This window comes from Pseudomonas sp. Z1-14, assembly GCF_051132005.1.
Lineage (GTDB): Bacteria > Pseudomonadota > Gammaproteobacteria > Pseudomonadales > Pseudomonadaceae > Aquipseudomonas.
This window is the reverse complement of the sequence record NZ_CP071646.1, coordinates 1701381-1715469: the sequence shown is the minus strand read 5'-3', so window position 1 is coordinate 1715469 and position 14089 is coordinate 1701381. Positions and strand designations below refer to the sequence as shown.

The 14089-nt window shown below is 45.9% G+C and carries 13 protein-coding genes; all 13 read right to left on the bottom strand.

The window, feature by feature from the left end; all coding sequences use genetic code 11:
- Positions 1-55: 55 nt before the first annotated feature.
- The 13 genes from J3P89_RS08005 to rpsA all read right to left on the bottom strand — a co-directional run bounded on the left by J3P89_RS08005 (position 56) and on the right by rpsA (position 14054).
- Positions 56-2050 (bottom strand): polysaccharide biosynthesis protein, encoded by a 1995-nt coding sequence (locus J3P89_RS08005; protein WP_434697211.1) that lies wholly within the window; start codon positions 2048-2050, stop codon positions 56-58.
- Positions 2051-2128: 78 nt separating this feature from the next.
- The gene (locus tag J3P89_RS08000; protein ID WP_434697210.1) at positions 2129-3145 is read right to left on the bottom strand and encodes an MraY family glycosyltransferase; all 1017 of its coding nucleotides are present in this window, start codon (positions 3143-3145) and stop codon (positions 2129-2131) included.
- A complete protein-coding gene (locus J3P89_RS07995; protein WP_434697209.1) occupies positions 3142-4119 on the bottom strand; it encodes a UDP-glucose 4-epimerase family protein in 978 nt (325 codons plus the stop codon). Before J3P89_RS07995 ends, J3P89_RS08000 begins: the two co-directional genes overlap by 4 nt.
- A gap of 31 nt (positions 4120-4150) precedes the next feature.
- On the bottom strand, positions 4151-5272 hold the full coding sequence (locus J3P89_RS07990) for a glycosyltransferase family 4 protein (protein WP_434697208.1): 1122 nt from the start codon (positions 5270-5272) through the stop codon (positions 4151-4153).
- 161 nt (positions 5273-5433) lie between these two features.
- Positions 5434-6522: a glycosyltransferase gene (locus tag J3P89_RS07985; protein ID WP_434601427.1), complete on the bottom strand. Its 1089-nt coding sequence runs from the start codon at positions 6520-6522 to the stop codon at positions 5434-5436.
- On the bottom strand, positions 6519-7304 hold the full coding sequence (locus tag J3P89_RS07980; protein WP_434697207.1) for a glycosyltransferase family A protein: 786 nt from the start codon (positions 7302-7304) through the stop codon (positions 6519-6521). The genes J3P89_RS07985 and J3P89_RS07980 overlap by 4 nt, the downstream gene beginning before the upstream one ends.
- The gene (locus J3P89_RS07975; protein ID WP_434697206.1) at positions 7301-8545 is read right to left on the bottom strand and encodes an oligosaccharide flippase family protein; all 1245 of its coding nucleotides are present in this window, start codon (positions 8543-8545) and stop codon (positions 7301-7303) included. Before J3P89_RS07975 ends, J3P89_RS07980 begins: the two co-directional genes overlap by 4 nt.
- A gap of 2 nt (positions 8546-8547) precedes the next feature.
- Complete coding sequence (locus tag J3P89_RS07970) at positions 8548-9792, bottom strand: hypothetical protein (protein ID WP_434697205.1); 1245 nt, start codon at positions 9790-9792, stop codon at positions 8548-8550.
- A gap of 184 nt (positions 9793-9976) precedes the next feature.
- Positions 9977-11077 carry an LPS O-antigen chain length determinant protein WzzB gene (locus J3P89_RS07965; protein WP_434697204.1) on the bottom strand — a complete coding sequence of 367 codons (1101 nt, stop codon included), beginning with the start codon at positions 11075-11077 and terminating at the stop codon, positions 9977-9979.
- Between the two features lie 104 nt (positions 11078-11181).
- Positions 11182-11406 (bottom strand): lipopolysaccharide assembly protein LapA domain-containing protein, encoded by a 225-nt coding sequence (locus J3P89_RS07960; protein WP_434697962.1) that lies wholly within the window; start codon positions 11404-11406, stop codon positions 11182-11184.
- A gap of 46 nt (positions 11407-11452) precedes the next feature.
- Positions 11453-11740: an integration host factor subunit beta gene (gene ihfB, locus J3P89_RS07955; protein WP_434601433.1), complete on the bottom strand. Its 288-nt coding sequence runs from the start codon at positions 11738-11740 to the stop codon at positions 11453-11455.
- A gap of 145 nt (positions 11741-11885) precedes the next feature.
- Complete coding sequence (locus J3P89_RS07950) at positions 11886-12164, bottom strand: hypothetical protein (RefSeq protein WP_434697203.1); 279 nt, start codon at positions 12162-12164, stop codon at positions 11886-11888.
- A gap of 201 nt (positions 12165-12365) precedes the next feature.
- Complete coding sequence (gene rpsA / locus J3P89_RS07945; RefSeq protein ID WP_186704721.1) at positions 12366-14054, bottom strand: 30S ribosomal protein S1; 1689 nt, start codon at positions 14052-14054, stop codon at positions 12366-12368.
- Between the last annotated feature and the right edge of the window lie 35 nt (positions 14055-14089).

The window sequence follows — 14089 nt, the reverse complement described above, 5'->3', positions numbered from 1 at the left end:
GTATTGCGAACGCGGAAAGAGGTCGTGTCGGTCATGACAAGGCCTCTCAATAAGCTTAAGGGTCTAGACGCCGTTGCTGATAGATATAATCAACTATTTCACCGTCAGGTGTATAGCCGCTGACAGTTTCCCTTAGCATCTGGCGCACTAAGCTGTAGTCATCATTGCTAACCGCGGCAATAAGTTCAGCAAGTTTAGTCTTTAAAGTGTCCCAAGGAATAAAATCTTCATTCGCGCGCATTATCATAGGGTGCTGGGTTGCAGCCACATTGTCGCCTATTAGAAGCTCTTCATATAGTTTCTCACCAGGACGCAAGCCAGTAAATTCAATGGAAATATCGCCGTGGATGTTTTTCTCCGAGCGAACGCTAAGTCCAGATAAATGCACCATTCGCTCAGCTAGTTCAACAATTTTCACCGGTTCCCCCATATCTAAAACAAATACATCCCCACCCTGCCCCATAGAGCCAGCCTGAATTACTAACTGCGCGGCTTCTGGTATCGTCATGAAATATCGAGTAATTTTGGGATGCGTAACAGTGAGAGGTCCACCAGACTGTATCTGCTTATGGAACAAGGGAATGACCGAACCAGAGGAACCTAAAACGTTCCCAAACCTGACCATGGTAAATCTTGTTTTGTTTAGCCGAGATATATTAGCTCCATCTTCAAACATAACCGGAGCCGCTTCCCGACTTAGTGCTTGGAGAGTTAACTCGGCTAAACGCTTTGTACTGCCCATTATATTAGTTGGGCGCACAGCCTTATCGGTAGAGATAAGAACAAAATTTTCCACTCCGGCTTGCACCGCTGCTTGAGCAGTGTAGAGTGTACCCAGGACATTATTTAATATACCTTCGGCAATATTGTGCTCCACCATTGGCACATGCTTATAGGCAGCAGCATGATACACGGTATTCACATGCCAAGATTTCATAATATCTAAAAGCTTTGATTGGCTCCGCACCGAACCGAGAATCGGTAGCAGTTTAATTGATAACGACTCCCTCGAAACGCGTTGCTCTAGCTCAGTTAAAATACTGTATAAATTAAATTCGCTGTGTTCTAACAATAAAAGCGTGGTCGGTTGTAGTTCTACAATTTGCCGACACAGCTCAGATCCTATAGACCCACCTGCACCAGTAACGAGAACCACTTGATTCTTGATGCAATGCTCAAGTAGCTCGTTTTGGGCAGGTACAGGATCGCGCCCGAGCAAGTCTGCAATATCGACTTCTTGAATGTCATCAACCTTAACTCGGCCACTCGCTAGATCCATGAAACCTGGTACGCTACGAACATGGAGAGGGAATCCTTCAAGAAAACTTAGAATCTCTCTCCGACGAGCCCTATTGGCGGATGGAATAGCTAATAGTATTTCTTGGGCCCCCGTCGCTTCAATCATTTGCTGAACATGCTTGGGCTTATAAACCTGCAGGCCAGAGATGATCCTATCAGCAATACTGCTATCATCATCAATAAACGCAACTGGCCTCATTACTCGTCCCATCCGTAAAGCCGCGACAAGCTGGTTTCCCGCCGCGCCAGCTCCGTAAACGGCTACTCGAGTTAAACCATTATCTCTATTTGAAAATGGAGCATATTGAGCGGCGGAGAACCAATCGCCTAAAAAATACTGTCTCATAGCGAGTCGCAGACCACCAACCATTATTAGACTTAGCCACCAATAATTAAATATGATGGACCGAGGGACTACATTCTCATGATTGCTATACCAGAATACCACTACACCGAGAGTGAGCGAGGAGAGTGAAACCGCTTTTATAATGGCCACAAGCGCATCATTGCCAAAGTAGCGCATCACCGCACGATACATTCCGAATTTCACAAATAACGGTAGGGCAACAATAGGCGCACTTATGAAAAGCCATAGGTGCTGGATAAAAGGATTGATCAGTTCGTCCACGCCTAAACGCACAACAAACGCCATCCACAGCGCCATCCACACCAGAAGAACATCAGTGCCAACTTGAAGCAATCGTTTCTGTCGGCGCGGCAAGCCTAGAAGCAACTCTCGTATCTTATCCATTAACCCCCCAACCACTTTAACTACGCCCTTAGCCCATATTGCAACAATTATATCTGAGCACCTTTTTTTTGGCCGGAGTCATTTATGCTCGAGGTCACCGGCGTTAAATTTGGCGGCTATCAGTATGAGTGGGATATAAGTAACAAGTAAAGCGAATACTCCATCCACGACACCAACCGTAACGAGATATGCGATGGGCAATAACCATACGATATTAATAACTGCTATCGCCAAAGTAACTATTTTATGGCTACCGAATCGACGCGAAGCAAATTGATAGGCATGACTACGATGAGCCTCATAGACCTTGTCCCCTCTTAATATCCGGCGCAAGAGTGTAAATGTCGCATCGACAATAAACACCCCTAACAGTATCAGCCAAACCCACAAAAATTTAGCAGAAGCGGCAAAAGCTTGCAGAGATAACGTTGCGAGGATGACACCTAAGAACCCACTTCCCGCATCCCCCATAAATATTCGAGCCGGCGGAAAATTCCAATATAGAAAACCTATAACGGCAGATCCCAAGAACAGCGGAGACCAAATCAAATACTCGAATCCACTGATATAGTACAGGAAGGCCGCGCCAAGGCACGCTGTGATTGCTTCAATACTAGCAAGGCCATCTATGCCATCCATAAAATTGTATAAATTCAACAACCAGACTATATAAAACAGCGCAAATATATAAGCAAGAATACCTAGATCAAAATTCAGGCCAAATAGAGTAAGAGGCGGTAAGCTTCCGTTCCAATAAAGCACCCAGCAACCTGACAAAAAATGTCCGACAAGCCTCCATCGTGCCGCTATATGACCGTGATCATCGAAAAACCCTAATAATGCGACGGCTCCACCTGCGCCAACAACTGAAACAGTGTGTTCCCAAGATATAAAGCCGCCGAAATGAAGTATGGGCAGGCATAATAGAAAACTTAAGACAATAGCTACCCCTCCACCACGAGGGGTGGGGACGGAGTGTGAGCTACGAAGATTAGGAATATCTATAAGGCTATGAGACATAGCATAATTTCGGAGCTGTTTAGTCAGCCATAAAGAACAAAGACAGACTATGGGCAAAATCAGCCAAGCGCTCATCGGCTTGTATTCCCTTTAAAATGGATTACAGTTTTTCTTAGCGCCTCGTTTAAAGCAACGGGTGGTGTCCACCCCAAAAGCTCGCGATTTTTTGTAATATCTACTTGTAAATTACCGCAAAGCCTATCGGAAAGACTTTTTTTACCGACTATAAAAAAAAGCACTTTGATAACGTTTGCTGGAAAAGGGAACAATCTACTACTTCTCCCTAAGGCACAAGCGATTCTTTTCAATAGTTCAGAGGTTGATACATCTTCGCCATCGCTAATCAAAAAAGTTTCATTGGCCGCTGCGGGGTGCCCCAAGCAGTGAAAGATAAAATCGACCAGGTTGTCTAAAGCGACAAAGCTCCTTTGGTTACGAATCCGGCCAAACGGAAGTGGTATCCCCTTGTCGATCACGTTCATCATTGTCAAAAAATTTGCTTTAACTCCTGGACCATACACCAAGGTAGGCCTAATAATCACAACCTGCATTGATGTTTCAGCTGCAATTTTTTTGAGTCCCAACTCAGCTTCGTATTTTGAAATACCATATTCGTCCACCGGATTAGGGGGGGAGTCAGCTCTATACGGCTTATTAAGCGGCGAGCCCTCACCATTCACTTTGATAGAGCTTATAAAAATAAACCGTTGTACTCCGCATGCGGCCGCTTGAGACGCAAGCTGCAACGTTCCGGCGACATTGACTTCTCTATACAGAGCCATGGAGTTGGCTCTCGTGGAATTCATGATATGTACACGTGCTGCGGAATGCACTACGAGATCCACTCCTTCCAGCGCTTGACTCCAACATTGCTCAGAACTCAGGCCGTTAATTACTGCGGACTCAATCGCAGGCCCGAATTTTGCGCTACTGTCACGAGTGGACACCCGTATATTGAACAGACTACGTTGGGACAAATCATTAAGAATTGCTCTTCCAACAAATCCGGAAGCTCCGGTCAAAAGCACTGTTTTTTTTGAAGAATCCATAACTCACCATGAACGGCGTATAAAGAACTACTTAAATGAAGTAGCTCATTAATCGGTCATTGACCAAACGAGCATCATATTTTTGCTGTGCTAAATTAAAACTCTGCAGGCCCATGATCCTAATTTGCTCTGGATTATCCACGAAATATAACATTTTTTCCGCCAGTGCCTGTGAAGACCAAGGCGGTACGAGAAAGCCATTGACTCCATCATTAACAGTATCTCGACAACCAGGCACGTCAGTCGTGATGACCGGGCGACCGATAGCCATCGCCTCCTGAGTGCTCCTTGGAACCCCCTCTCTGTAAGAGGGGAGTACAAATACACTTGCGTTATTTATCCATGCCGTAACGTCATCCACGTGGCCTTGGTGGTCTACTAGGCCCTCCTTAATAAGTGCCTTCAACTCGTCCTTTGATAGACTGCCAGGATTGGTCTCATCCAGTCCACCTAGCATTATGAACTTAGATTCCGGTGATGTTTGTTTAACAAGCCTCGCTGCATGAATAAACTCATTTATGCCCTTGTCGGCGAGTAAGCGTCCAACAAAAATAAAGCTCACCGGATCTGTTGGAGGGGGAGTGTACGGGTAGTCTGACAACTTCAAACCTATCCCTCCCAAAACGTCTATCTTTGATACTTTCAGCCGATACCGAGCAATGAGATCAATCGGATCATCATTATTTAGAAAGATTACTCGCTCCAAGAAGGGAAAAGAAATTCTGTATAGCGTTACCTGTACATGCTTCAGAATTTTATTTCTGATATGACTACCACCCGGACGCTCTGTAAACACGTACCCGAGCCCCTCCAACATTGCTATGCGTCTTTTTACGCCAGCAACAACGGCCGCGAGCGTGCCAAAAATGACCGGCTTAGAGAAGTAGCTGAACACCAAGTCTGGTGAAATATGCCTCAGAATTTTAGATAATTTATATGTATTAATTATATCGGTTAAAGGATTTAACCCAGCACGGCTAAACATATAATTAACCGGTTCCGCCCCTAGAGCCCGGACCCTCTCTCGAGTATCCGGATTGAAGTCTAGAGCTAAAGCAAAAACCTGATGGCCCTTTTCGACTAAAGCACTAATCAAATCTGCTCTGAATCCTAGAACACAAGCTGCTGTGGTTCCGATTAAAACTATTTTCATCAAATTATCCAAAAATCCTGGCAGTTAATCAAAAAGCACCGATCAACCAGTACGGCCTTCACCAAGCAAAAACTCGGGGAGCCCCTTCTCTACGGGCGAAATGACAGCTACATAGCCGCCCATATGGTCCCACAACGAGAATATCAGCTATTATGCCTGAATCAATTCTGATATAGCTGCAACCACTTGGCAACAATTGTCTCAATAGAGTAATTTGCGATAATTCTTTCCTTGGCACGATAGCCCAGTGATCGGGCGTCAGCCGCATCCAGCTTTAGCGCCGACTCCATAGCAGTGGCCAGATCCTTAGGGCGGCCAGGAGCAACCAAAATCCCTTGCTCGCCCACTACCTCCCTGACCCCGCCGCAGTCAGTAGCAACTACGACCCTCTCAGCGGCCATAGCCTCAGCTACCACAAGCCCGAATCCTTCCCATGCCGACGACAAAACGTAAACGTCAGCCGAGCTGTAAAACAGCTCAACATCCTGCCTCATCCCCCAAAATTTTACTCTATCACCTATATTAAGCCTTTGGCTAAGTAAGATAAGCTCCTCCATCAGCTCACCATCGCCAATTATCCAAAGAGTTAAATTTTTGTTGTTTTGATATACAACACTAAAAGCGACAAGTAACCCAGGATAATTCTTTGCTTCAACTAAACGCCCCACAGCTAGTATGACTTTATCCTCATCCCCGATGCCTTCTGCTCTCCTGATACACGAGCGAACTTCAGGCTTAAAACTAAACTTATCGATATCTATGCCGTTGGGAATAGCGAGCATATGACCACGCCTAACTGCTCCTTTACGCTCGAAGGCATCGACTGCCCCTTGGCTCACGTTAGTAGTGATACTGGCTATAAAGTTTGTTATACGGTACGCAAACATACGAAGACGACCGCCTTCGTTATTACTATGGGCTGTACAGATTAGTCGCGGCACGCGGACGATCAGTCTAGCTATACGAGCAACAATGTTAGCGTGATACATATGCGAATGCATCACATCAGGCTTAAACTGACGGACTAACGATTGAACACGAAATATACAACGAATGAAGCTTAGGCCAGACTTAGTACAACCTAACCCCAGAGTTGTGATACTCATACCCGGAGAAATTAAGGCGCCGCGACCTGTCATGTAAGCAATCAATACCTCGTGACCTTTTTGTGTTAGCCGCTCAGCTAGGTCAAGTACTTGTCGCTCTGCGCCACCTACATCCAAGCTCGTAATAAGAAATAATATTTTCATGACAACCTTTTCAGCAGCATGTAAAAATAGCACTGAGCGGAACGTATGAGGTATTTAGCTTTGTACAGGGGGTTACTTTCGCGATTTATCTGCGCCCAATAGAAAACTAAAAACCCATTTGGATTCTTGCGCAAATTTGAAGAAAAATTCTTAGAATATCCATCTTCTAAGTAATCGCACAAATACAATATAGTCTCCGAAAAAAACCAAACCGCTCCTTCGTCTGCAATCTGATTCCAAATATATAATTCAGGTACAAATTTTTCGCCAGAAAACACAGGGAAAGGATACTTTAAAAAACATGCCGTTTTGAACAAGTACGCTAGATCCCCTTTGAATAAATGTCCAGCTTCAGTCGGTGCCAGAACCAGCGGTAAATTATCAGACTTTATTTTTTCCCCCACCAGACGCATGTCAAAATATGCTTTTCGGTAACATAAACCTACTACCGAACTGTTCTCGGGAGGTAAAGCACCGGTAATGACCTCTACGGCTACAGGCACTAAAGCATCATCACTGTCTACTACTAGCACCCATGAACCACGTGCGTACGTCACCCCTTTGTTTAGAGCAATGTGCTTTCCGCTATTAACTTGGCTAATGATTCTAACGTCGAAGCCAGCCAAGTGGGAATATTCGTTCAGCAATTCTAAGCTGCCATCGCAGCTACCATCGTCCACGACCACCCACTCAAAATTCATTGACGTTTGAGCGCGCAAACTATTGAAAAGCCTAGGTAGCGTATTCTCTCTATTGTATGTAGCCGTAAGTATCGTAATCACACGTCATTTCCGTTCGCAGGTTTCATGGCAAGATGTAAGACTACCCAAATCAATACTATAAACAAAAAAAACTCGGCTACTACAAACCCCACCACAGCCCCATGAACACCATGCCAAAATGATAACAACGCCGCGAGCACCAGTGAGGCGACTGAAAAAAACATCATAAGGAAGCTCATTATTTTGTCTTTCCCCATGGGAATGAGCATACATAGGCTAAGAGCTTGATTAGCTAATCTAAAAGGAATTATCCAGACAAATATCTCCAATATGCCGCTTGCGATTAAAAACTCTTTACCAAGCACCAACTGTATTATGAAATCTCCCAAGCTAAATATCAATCCAGCAAAAAGACTCCCCAACAAGAACATTGCAATCACAATAAGGAACGAAAGGCGAAGAGTCTTAGCTTCAGAAGAAATAAATTGACGATTTAAATATGGAAATAAACCTATAAGAATAGGATTTACAAAACCGACAAAACCACGAATTATTTTCTCTGCGGGGACATAAGAAGCTACCGCAGCTGCGCCGGAGGTCGCCCCCACGAGAGACGGCCCCGCGCTCAACAGTATATTATTTGAGCTTTTATAAATGAATACGTGAAACCCGATTCTAAGTTGCTCAACTCCACCGCGAAGCATCAGCCTAAGACTACTGACATAATTAGCACACATAATATTGCCAATGAGTGTATTGGCTAACCCGAACGCTGCCATGATTCCGAGAGCCAGAACGGCATCCGAACTATTGTTAACAAACAGATACAGGCAAAACAGACTGGAAAACCGGATAATTACCTCTAACGTAATTACCAAGCTAATTTTTTCAAGCCCCTGAAAAAACCAAAAAGGACTGAAGCCGAACGCCAAAAAGTAAAGGTAACCAGCCAAAACCATTTTACTATCAAAAACCGGTGATCCTTTGACAAGGTAGGCTAGAGCGCCCAGTGTAGTTACTGCAGTCACAATAATCAGTTTCGCAGATAGTACTTCACAGAAAAGCTTAGACAATTCAGTAGTATCGTTCCGAGCCAATGCTATTTGGCGAGATCCGCTTAAGGAGAATCCATATTCAACGACCAAGGAGCATAATAACGCTACCGACTGAATGAGGACAACTTTCCCATATTCTTGGACTCCTAATGCTCGAGCCAGGATAGGAATTTCAAGTATAGGTATCAGGTATGCGCTCAGCTGGGCAAAAAATAGGAACCCCATATTTTTAATAAGATACTTCATAGTCAGTTATTTGCCTGAGCCACAGAAACTGGCGCCGAGTCAGTGTATGCATTCTCCCTACCCAAACGAGAGAGCCAAGACAACATAATGGCCCAATATCCCCACTCCGACATCTCTGAACTTAGAGGATGAAAAAGCAATACAAAACAATAGCAAGCGGCGCCTAAAATTGCCGCCAATTTATAATAAGACGTTGCCTTGAGGGTTGCCCCTCCAAACCACTCTCGCAAAGAGAACAACAATGGAGGAGTAATTACGATAATAAGCAGCCCGACTTCACCAAAAATGCCGAGATCGCCAAGTATCGCTAGATACACATTATGGATCACCATTGGTAGCCCATTTACAAGCGAAGTGGATGTCTGAAATCCGCATCCAATAGGGAGGCATTTTTCTGCGTTCAGCACCCCATCAATGATCATTTTTGATCTAATGGGATCACCTTCAAATAGTCTATTAATGACCAACAGAGAGTTGTTATCAAAAAAACTATAGATGATATCTAAATTAAACATCGCCAGCAGACCTGCACAAAACAAAATCACCGCTATACTGGAAAGAAGTTTTGCCGTATTAACTACAAACATCAACGAAGCGTATGCCGCTATTATTATCGCGAACCAGAGAAAACCTGTACGACTAGAATCTGCTAGCAATAAAAAAACAGAAACCAATATTAGACTTGCCGGCACTAAATTTTTATAGGTAACACCACTAAGAAGCTTTGCTATAAGAAAGGAAACAAAAAAAGCGTTTGTTTTCCAAAGCACCCCTGGGTAAGCGAATACGCTACCTTGGCGTCCATCTCCCAACTGGATATAATATTCTGTAAAGATGTATTTACACAAAACAAAAACCGTGAACCCCATTACCGTCGATATCGCGGCGATATCATATAGATGTTCTATTTTCAAGTGACTACAATTGGCACATAACACTATCAATAGAGCATAAATCAATAAAATCTTTAACGCTTGATAGGCCGTGTATGGTTCAAAGTTAACTATGCTGACGAGCAAAAGGGCAAAAATCAATAGAGCAAATCCAACTGTTGCGCTGAGAAATGTTAAATCCTTGAATACCTTACTCAAGCCTCCAGTAGTAACGCCTATCAGAAAAACGACACCCCATAAAGCCCAATAACCCAAAGGAGTGATGACATTCCGAAGATCACCAAGTGTCACAAGAAGACAAGCAGATAGAACAATATAGAATGGAATCCCTCTCTCAATTACCATACTGTTCATACTCCAGCCACACAGCAACCATCCAACCTAGGCACAACACGTTTTTTGTTAGGCATCCCTTTGATTACCACACACACCTAGTACCTCAGTACATATCCGAAATTTTACAACTTTCAAGGGGCTGTTAAGTCTTCGGACAAGATTTATTCCCAATCTTTCCCGCATAGCAGCCCCCTTAAATTTATCAGCATTTTTTACTTTTACTGGTCTCTGTAAGATATTTAATAATAGAGATCAGAAAACCCAGCATCAGCCCCAGTATCAACCCCAGCGCTATAATTAGATTTTTCTTAGGTTGAACAGGAGTATCAGGTCGACTCACTTCACCGTCTTGTCTGTACACCCATACATCGGAAGACTTAACTTCAAGACTCTTGTAGAACTCATATTTTATTTGAAGATCTCTCAAATCTTTCACAAATGGGTCGTCTGATTGTCGTTGCTCTAAATTTTGAATCTCAGCCTTTAGCGCTTTGGAGCCACGCATATAAAGGACTTGCCCGTCCAAACTTCCCGCTAATTCGGCAGTAGGACTACCCGTGATTATAGGCGGCTTATCCAAGCCGATTTGTTCGGCTACACGCAACGCTTCGCGTAACTTGGCTATCGAGTCTTGTCGGCGCCGCACTCCGCTTTCCCGAATGGAATTTATTTGTTGCAGTAGATTCCGCGCTCTAACTTGACATTCCGTGGTGACATTCTTTATTAATTCGTCTTTCGCCATCTCGCTAGCGCGCTCAACGTAAAGCTGTACCCATTTGCTAGCTAAATCCGGATCCAAAGCCTGTACGGCAATCGCTGATTGATCTCCCGCGTCTCTGGCCGGAAGCGTTACAACCAACATTTTAGAGAATCGGGAATAGAGAGCATCCTTTGCTCCTTTTCGTTCTTCATCCGAGAGGGATGGTAAATATACACTGTCGAAGAACTCGCGACGTAGGGACTCAGAATTGAGTATCCGGAGAAAAATGGTATATACATCTTTTATAGTAAGAGGAACGAGATCGTATTCGGGGGTCCGACCATAATTAAAGTTTGCAATATCATTTTGCGTTGGTGGTATGGTAAAAAGTTTTGCCTCGTAGACTGGCTTTGCTGTAAACGCATAAGCCGCAGCAAAAATTGTTGACAGAAGAGCGACAGATAATATCAGCCATTTTTTCCGCCAAACTGAATGAACCAACGCTTGTAGATTAATTTCTACGTCACTCCCTGCCCCAGATGTGCCGCTTTGCATACCCCACTCGCCCTTCTCTTTATGGCACTCACCACGGGTGAGGTGCACGTTGCCCTTAATTTACGTTTTGAGGAACCCTTATTTCGCATCGGCTGCTAGCTACTGTCATGCCTATGACCGAGGATATAATTTCAAGCAGATTATAGGACTATTTAGTGTCCTGATCTTCGAAAACTTTTATTTTGTCTACCTAGAGCCATCGCGACAGCTACGCTAGCTGGCCCAATAAACATACCTATCAAGAAAGAAACGACAATATAGAGAGATATTGGGAGCGAGGCGGTAGTGAAGCTAAAAAAGTTCAGCTCTAAGCGCTGTTGATTTTCCAACACAAAAACAAGTGTTATCGCGATGATGGATGATAAAAAGAAAATCATAGCTATACGTTTTATTAATCGCATTTTACCCTCCAAACTAAACGACTCAATTTTCCTCCTCATTCACCCGATCCCTAAGCTCCTTCCCCGGCTTGAAATGCGGAACAAACTTCCCATCCAGGCTAACCGACTGCCCGGTCTTGGGGTTGCGCCCCACTCGCGGCGCGCGGTAATGCAAGGAAAAGCTGCCAAACCCGCGAATCTCAATCCGGTCCCCGGTCGCGAGGCATTGGGACATCTGTTCAAGCATGGTCTTGATGGCCAGCTCCACATCCTTGGACGAGAGCAACCCTTGATGGGTGACAATTCGTTCGATCAACTCCGACTTCGTCATGTTTTTCCCTTCTTTTTCAAGCAGCTAGGAAAATCGCTTCGAAGGTTTTAGCATGCCCGGAAGTATTTGAACAGCCCGGCTATTGACATATCTTCTGTACGTCGTAGGCGCCCTTTTTTCGTGCAGAGCAAAGAGAATCTGTAAATCAGCGGCACATGACCAACATGGTACGGGTCACATAACCTGCCGGGTTGAAGCCAAAGGGGTATTGATCCTGGTCTTTTGCGTCGTCAGACCGGGTTATCACCTTGTAACCCGCGCCCTTGCACTCCTTGGCGGCCCGCTTCTGGCACTTCTCCCATCCGGAGCCCAACCCAGAGCAATCGATCTCGATGCCGCTGACACCGCGCACTGCGTGGGTCTTGGCGCTGGTAGCACAACCCGACAGTATCAAAGCCATCGCGACCAATAAGAGCTTGTTCATTCAGATCCTTAGACAGGTCGACAGAGCACTTCCCAGGATATATTTGATTTACTTCATAAAAGAGACAGCGCGACGGGTCGGTTGGTTTCGCTATGCCTCGAAAGATCGTAGCGTTGAGCCACCCATGACGCTTAGCTGTGGAGAAATCGCAGGCACAAAAAAGGGCGACCGAAGTCGCCCTTTTTTATGGTCTGACAGAACTCAGTTCTGCTTTTCCATCTGTGCACGCAGCAGGTCGCCCAGAGTGGTAGGACCAGGAGCATCAGTAGCTGGCTTCTCGCGCAGGCTCTGGATTGCTTCTTTCTCTTCAGCATCGTCTTTCGACTTGATGGAGAGCTGGATTACGCGGCTCTTGCGGTCAACGCTGATGATCTTGGCTTCTACTTCTTCGCCTTCTTTCAGAACGTTGCGCGCGTCTTCAACGCGGTCACGGCTGATTTCGGAGGCTTTCAGAGTCGCTTCGATATCGTCGGCCAGGGTGATGATGGCGCCTTTGGCGTCAACTTCTTTCACGATGCCCTTAACGATTGCGCCTTTGTCGTTCTCTTGAACGTACTCGGAGAACGGATCGCTTTCCAGTTGCTTGATACCCAGGGAGATGCGCTCGCGCTCTGGGTCAACCGACAGGATAACGGTGTCCAGCTCGTCGCCCTTCTTGAAGCGGCGTACGGCTTCTTCGCCCACTTCGTTCCAGGAGATGTCGGACAGGTGAACCAGGCCGTCGATGCCGCCGTCCAGACCAATGAAGATACCGAAATCGGTGATCGACTTGATGGTGCCGGAGATTTTATCGCCCTTGTTGAACTGGCCAGAGAAGTCTTCCCATGGGTTGGACTTGCACTGCTTGATGCCGAGGGAGATACGACGACGCTCTTCGTCGATGTCCAGAACCATGACTTCCACTTCGTCGCCGACTTGTACGACTTTCGAAGGGTGGATGTTCTTGTTGGTCCAGTCCATTTCGGAAACGTGTACCAGGCCTTCAACGCCTTCTTCCAGCTCAGCGAAGCAGCCGTAGTCGGTGAGGTTGGTAACACGAGCGGTGACGCGGGTGCCTTCTGGGTAACGGGCTTTGATAGCGACCCATGGATCTTCACCCAGTTGCTTGAGGCCCAGGGAAACACGATTGCGCTCGCGATCGTACTTCAGAACCTTGACATCGATCTCGTCGCCAACGTTGACGATTTCGGAAGGATGCTTGATACGCTTCCAGGCCATGTCGGTGATGTGCAGCAGGCCATCGACGCCACCCAGATCGACGAATGCGCCGTAATCGGTGAGGTTCTTGACGATACCCTTGACCTGCTGGCCTTCCTGCAGCGATTCCAGCAGAGCTTCACGCTCGGCGGAGTTCTCGGCTTCCAGGACACTGCGACGGGAAACGACAACGTTGTTGCGCTTCTGGTCCAGCTTGATGACCTTGAATTCCAGCTCTTTGCCTTCCAGGTGCGTGGTGTCGCGCACTGGACGGACGTCAACCAGGGAACCTGGCAGGAACGCACGGATGCCGTTAACGTCGACAGTGAAGCCGCCTTTAACCTTACCGTTGATAACGCCCTTGACCACTTCCTCAGCTGCGAAGGCCGCTTCCAGAACGATCCAGCATTCAGCACGCTTGGCTTTTTCACGGGACAGCTTGGTTTCACCGAAGCCATCTTCAACCGAGTCCAGCGCAACGTGAACTTCGTCACCGACGTTGATGTTCAGTTCGCCAGCGTCGTTGTAGAACTGCTCAAGCGGGATCAGCGCTTCAGACTTCAGACCAGCGTGAACGGTTACCCAGCGAGCCTGGTAATCGATATCAACGATAACGCCGGTGATGATAGAGCCTGCCTGAAGGTTCAGGGTTTTCAAGCTTTCTTCAAAGAGTTCCGCAAAGCTTTCGCTCATTTTAATTCCTGTTGATTAGGGCGAAGTAAACGCCC

What these genes read in the sequence shown, in the direction of transcription:
- J3P89_RS08005 (WP_434697211.1), bottom strand. Translation starts at nt 2,050, where the DNA reads ATGGATAAGATACGAGAGTTGCTTCTAGGCTTGCCGCGCCGACAGAAA.
- J3P89_RS08000 (WP_434697210.1), bottom strand. Translation starts at nt 3,145, where the DNA reads ATGAGCGCTTGGCTGATTTTGCCCATAGTCTGTCTTTGTTCTTTATGG.
- J3P89_RS07995 (WP_434697209.1), bottom strand. Translation starts at nt 4,119, where the DNA reads ATGGATTCTTCAAAAAAAACAGTGCTTTTGACCGGAGCTTCCGGATTT.
- J3P89_RS07990 (WP_434697208.1), bottom strand. Translation starts at nt 5,272, where the DNA reads ATGAAAATAGTTTTAATCGGAACCACAGCAGCTTGTGTTCTAGGATTC.
- J3P89_RS07985 (WP_434601427.1), bottom strand. Translation starts at nt 6,522, where the DNA reads ATGAAAATATTATTTCTTATTACGAGCTTGGATGTAGGTGGCGCAGAG.
- J3P89_RS07975 (WP_434697206.1), bottom strand. Translation starts at nt 8,545, where the DNA reads ATGAAGTATCTTATTAAAAATATGGGGTTCCTATTTTTTGCCCAGCTG.
- J3P89_RS07970 (WP_434697205.1), bottom strand. Translation starts at nt 9,792, where the DNA reads ATGAACAGTATGGTAATTGAGAGAGGGATTCCATTCTATATTGTTCTA.
- J3P89_RS07960 (WP_434697962.1), bottom strand. Translation starts at nt 11,406, where the DNA reads ATGATTTTCTTTTTATCATCCATCATCGCGATAACACTTGTTTTTGTG.
- ihfB (WP_434601433.1), bottom strand. Translation starts at nt 11,740, where the DNA reads ATGACGAAGTCGGAGTTGATCGAACGAATTGTCACCCATCAAGGGTTG.
- J3P89_RS07950 (WP_434697203.1), bottom strand. Translation starts at nt 12,164, where the DNA reads ATGAACAAGCTCTTATTGGTCGCGATGGCTTTGATACTGTCGGGTTGT.
- rpsA (WP_186704721.1), bottom strand. Translation starts at nt 14,054, where the DNA reads ATGAGCGAAAGCTTTGCGGAACTCTTTGAAGAAAGCTTGAAAACCCTG.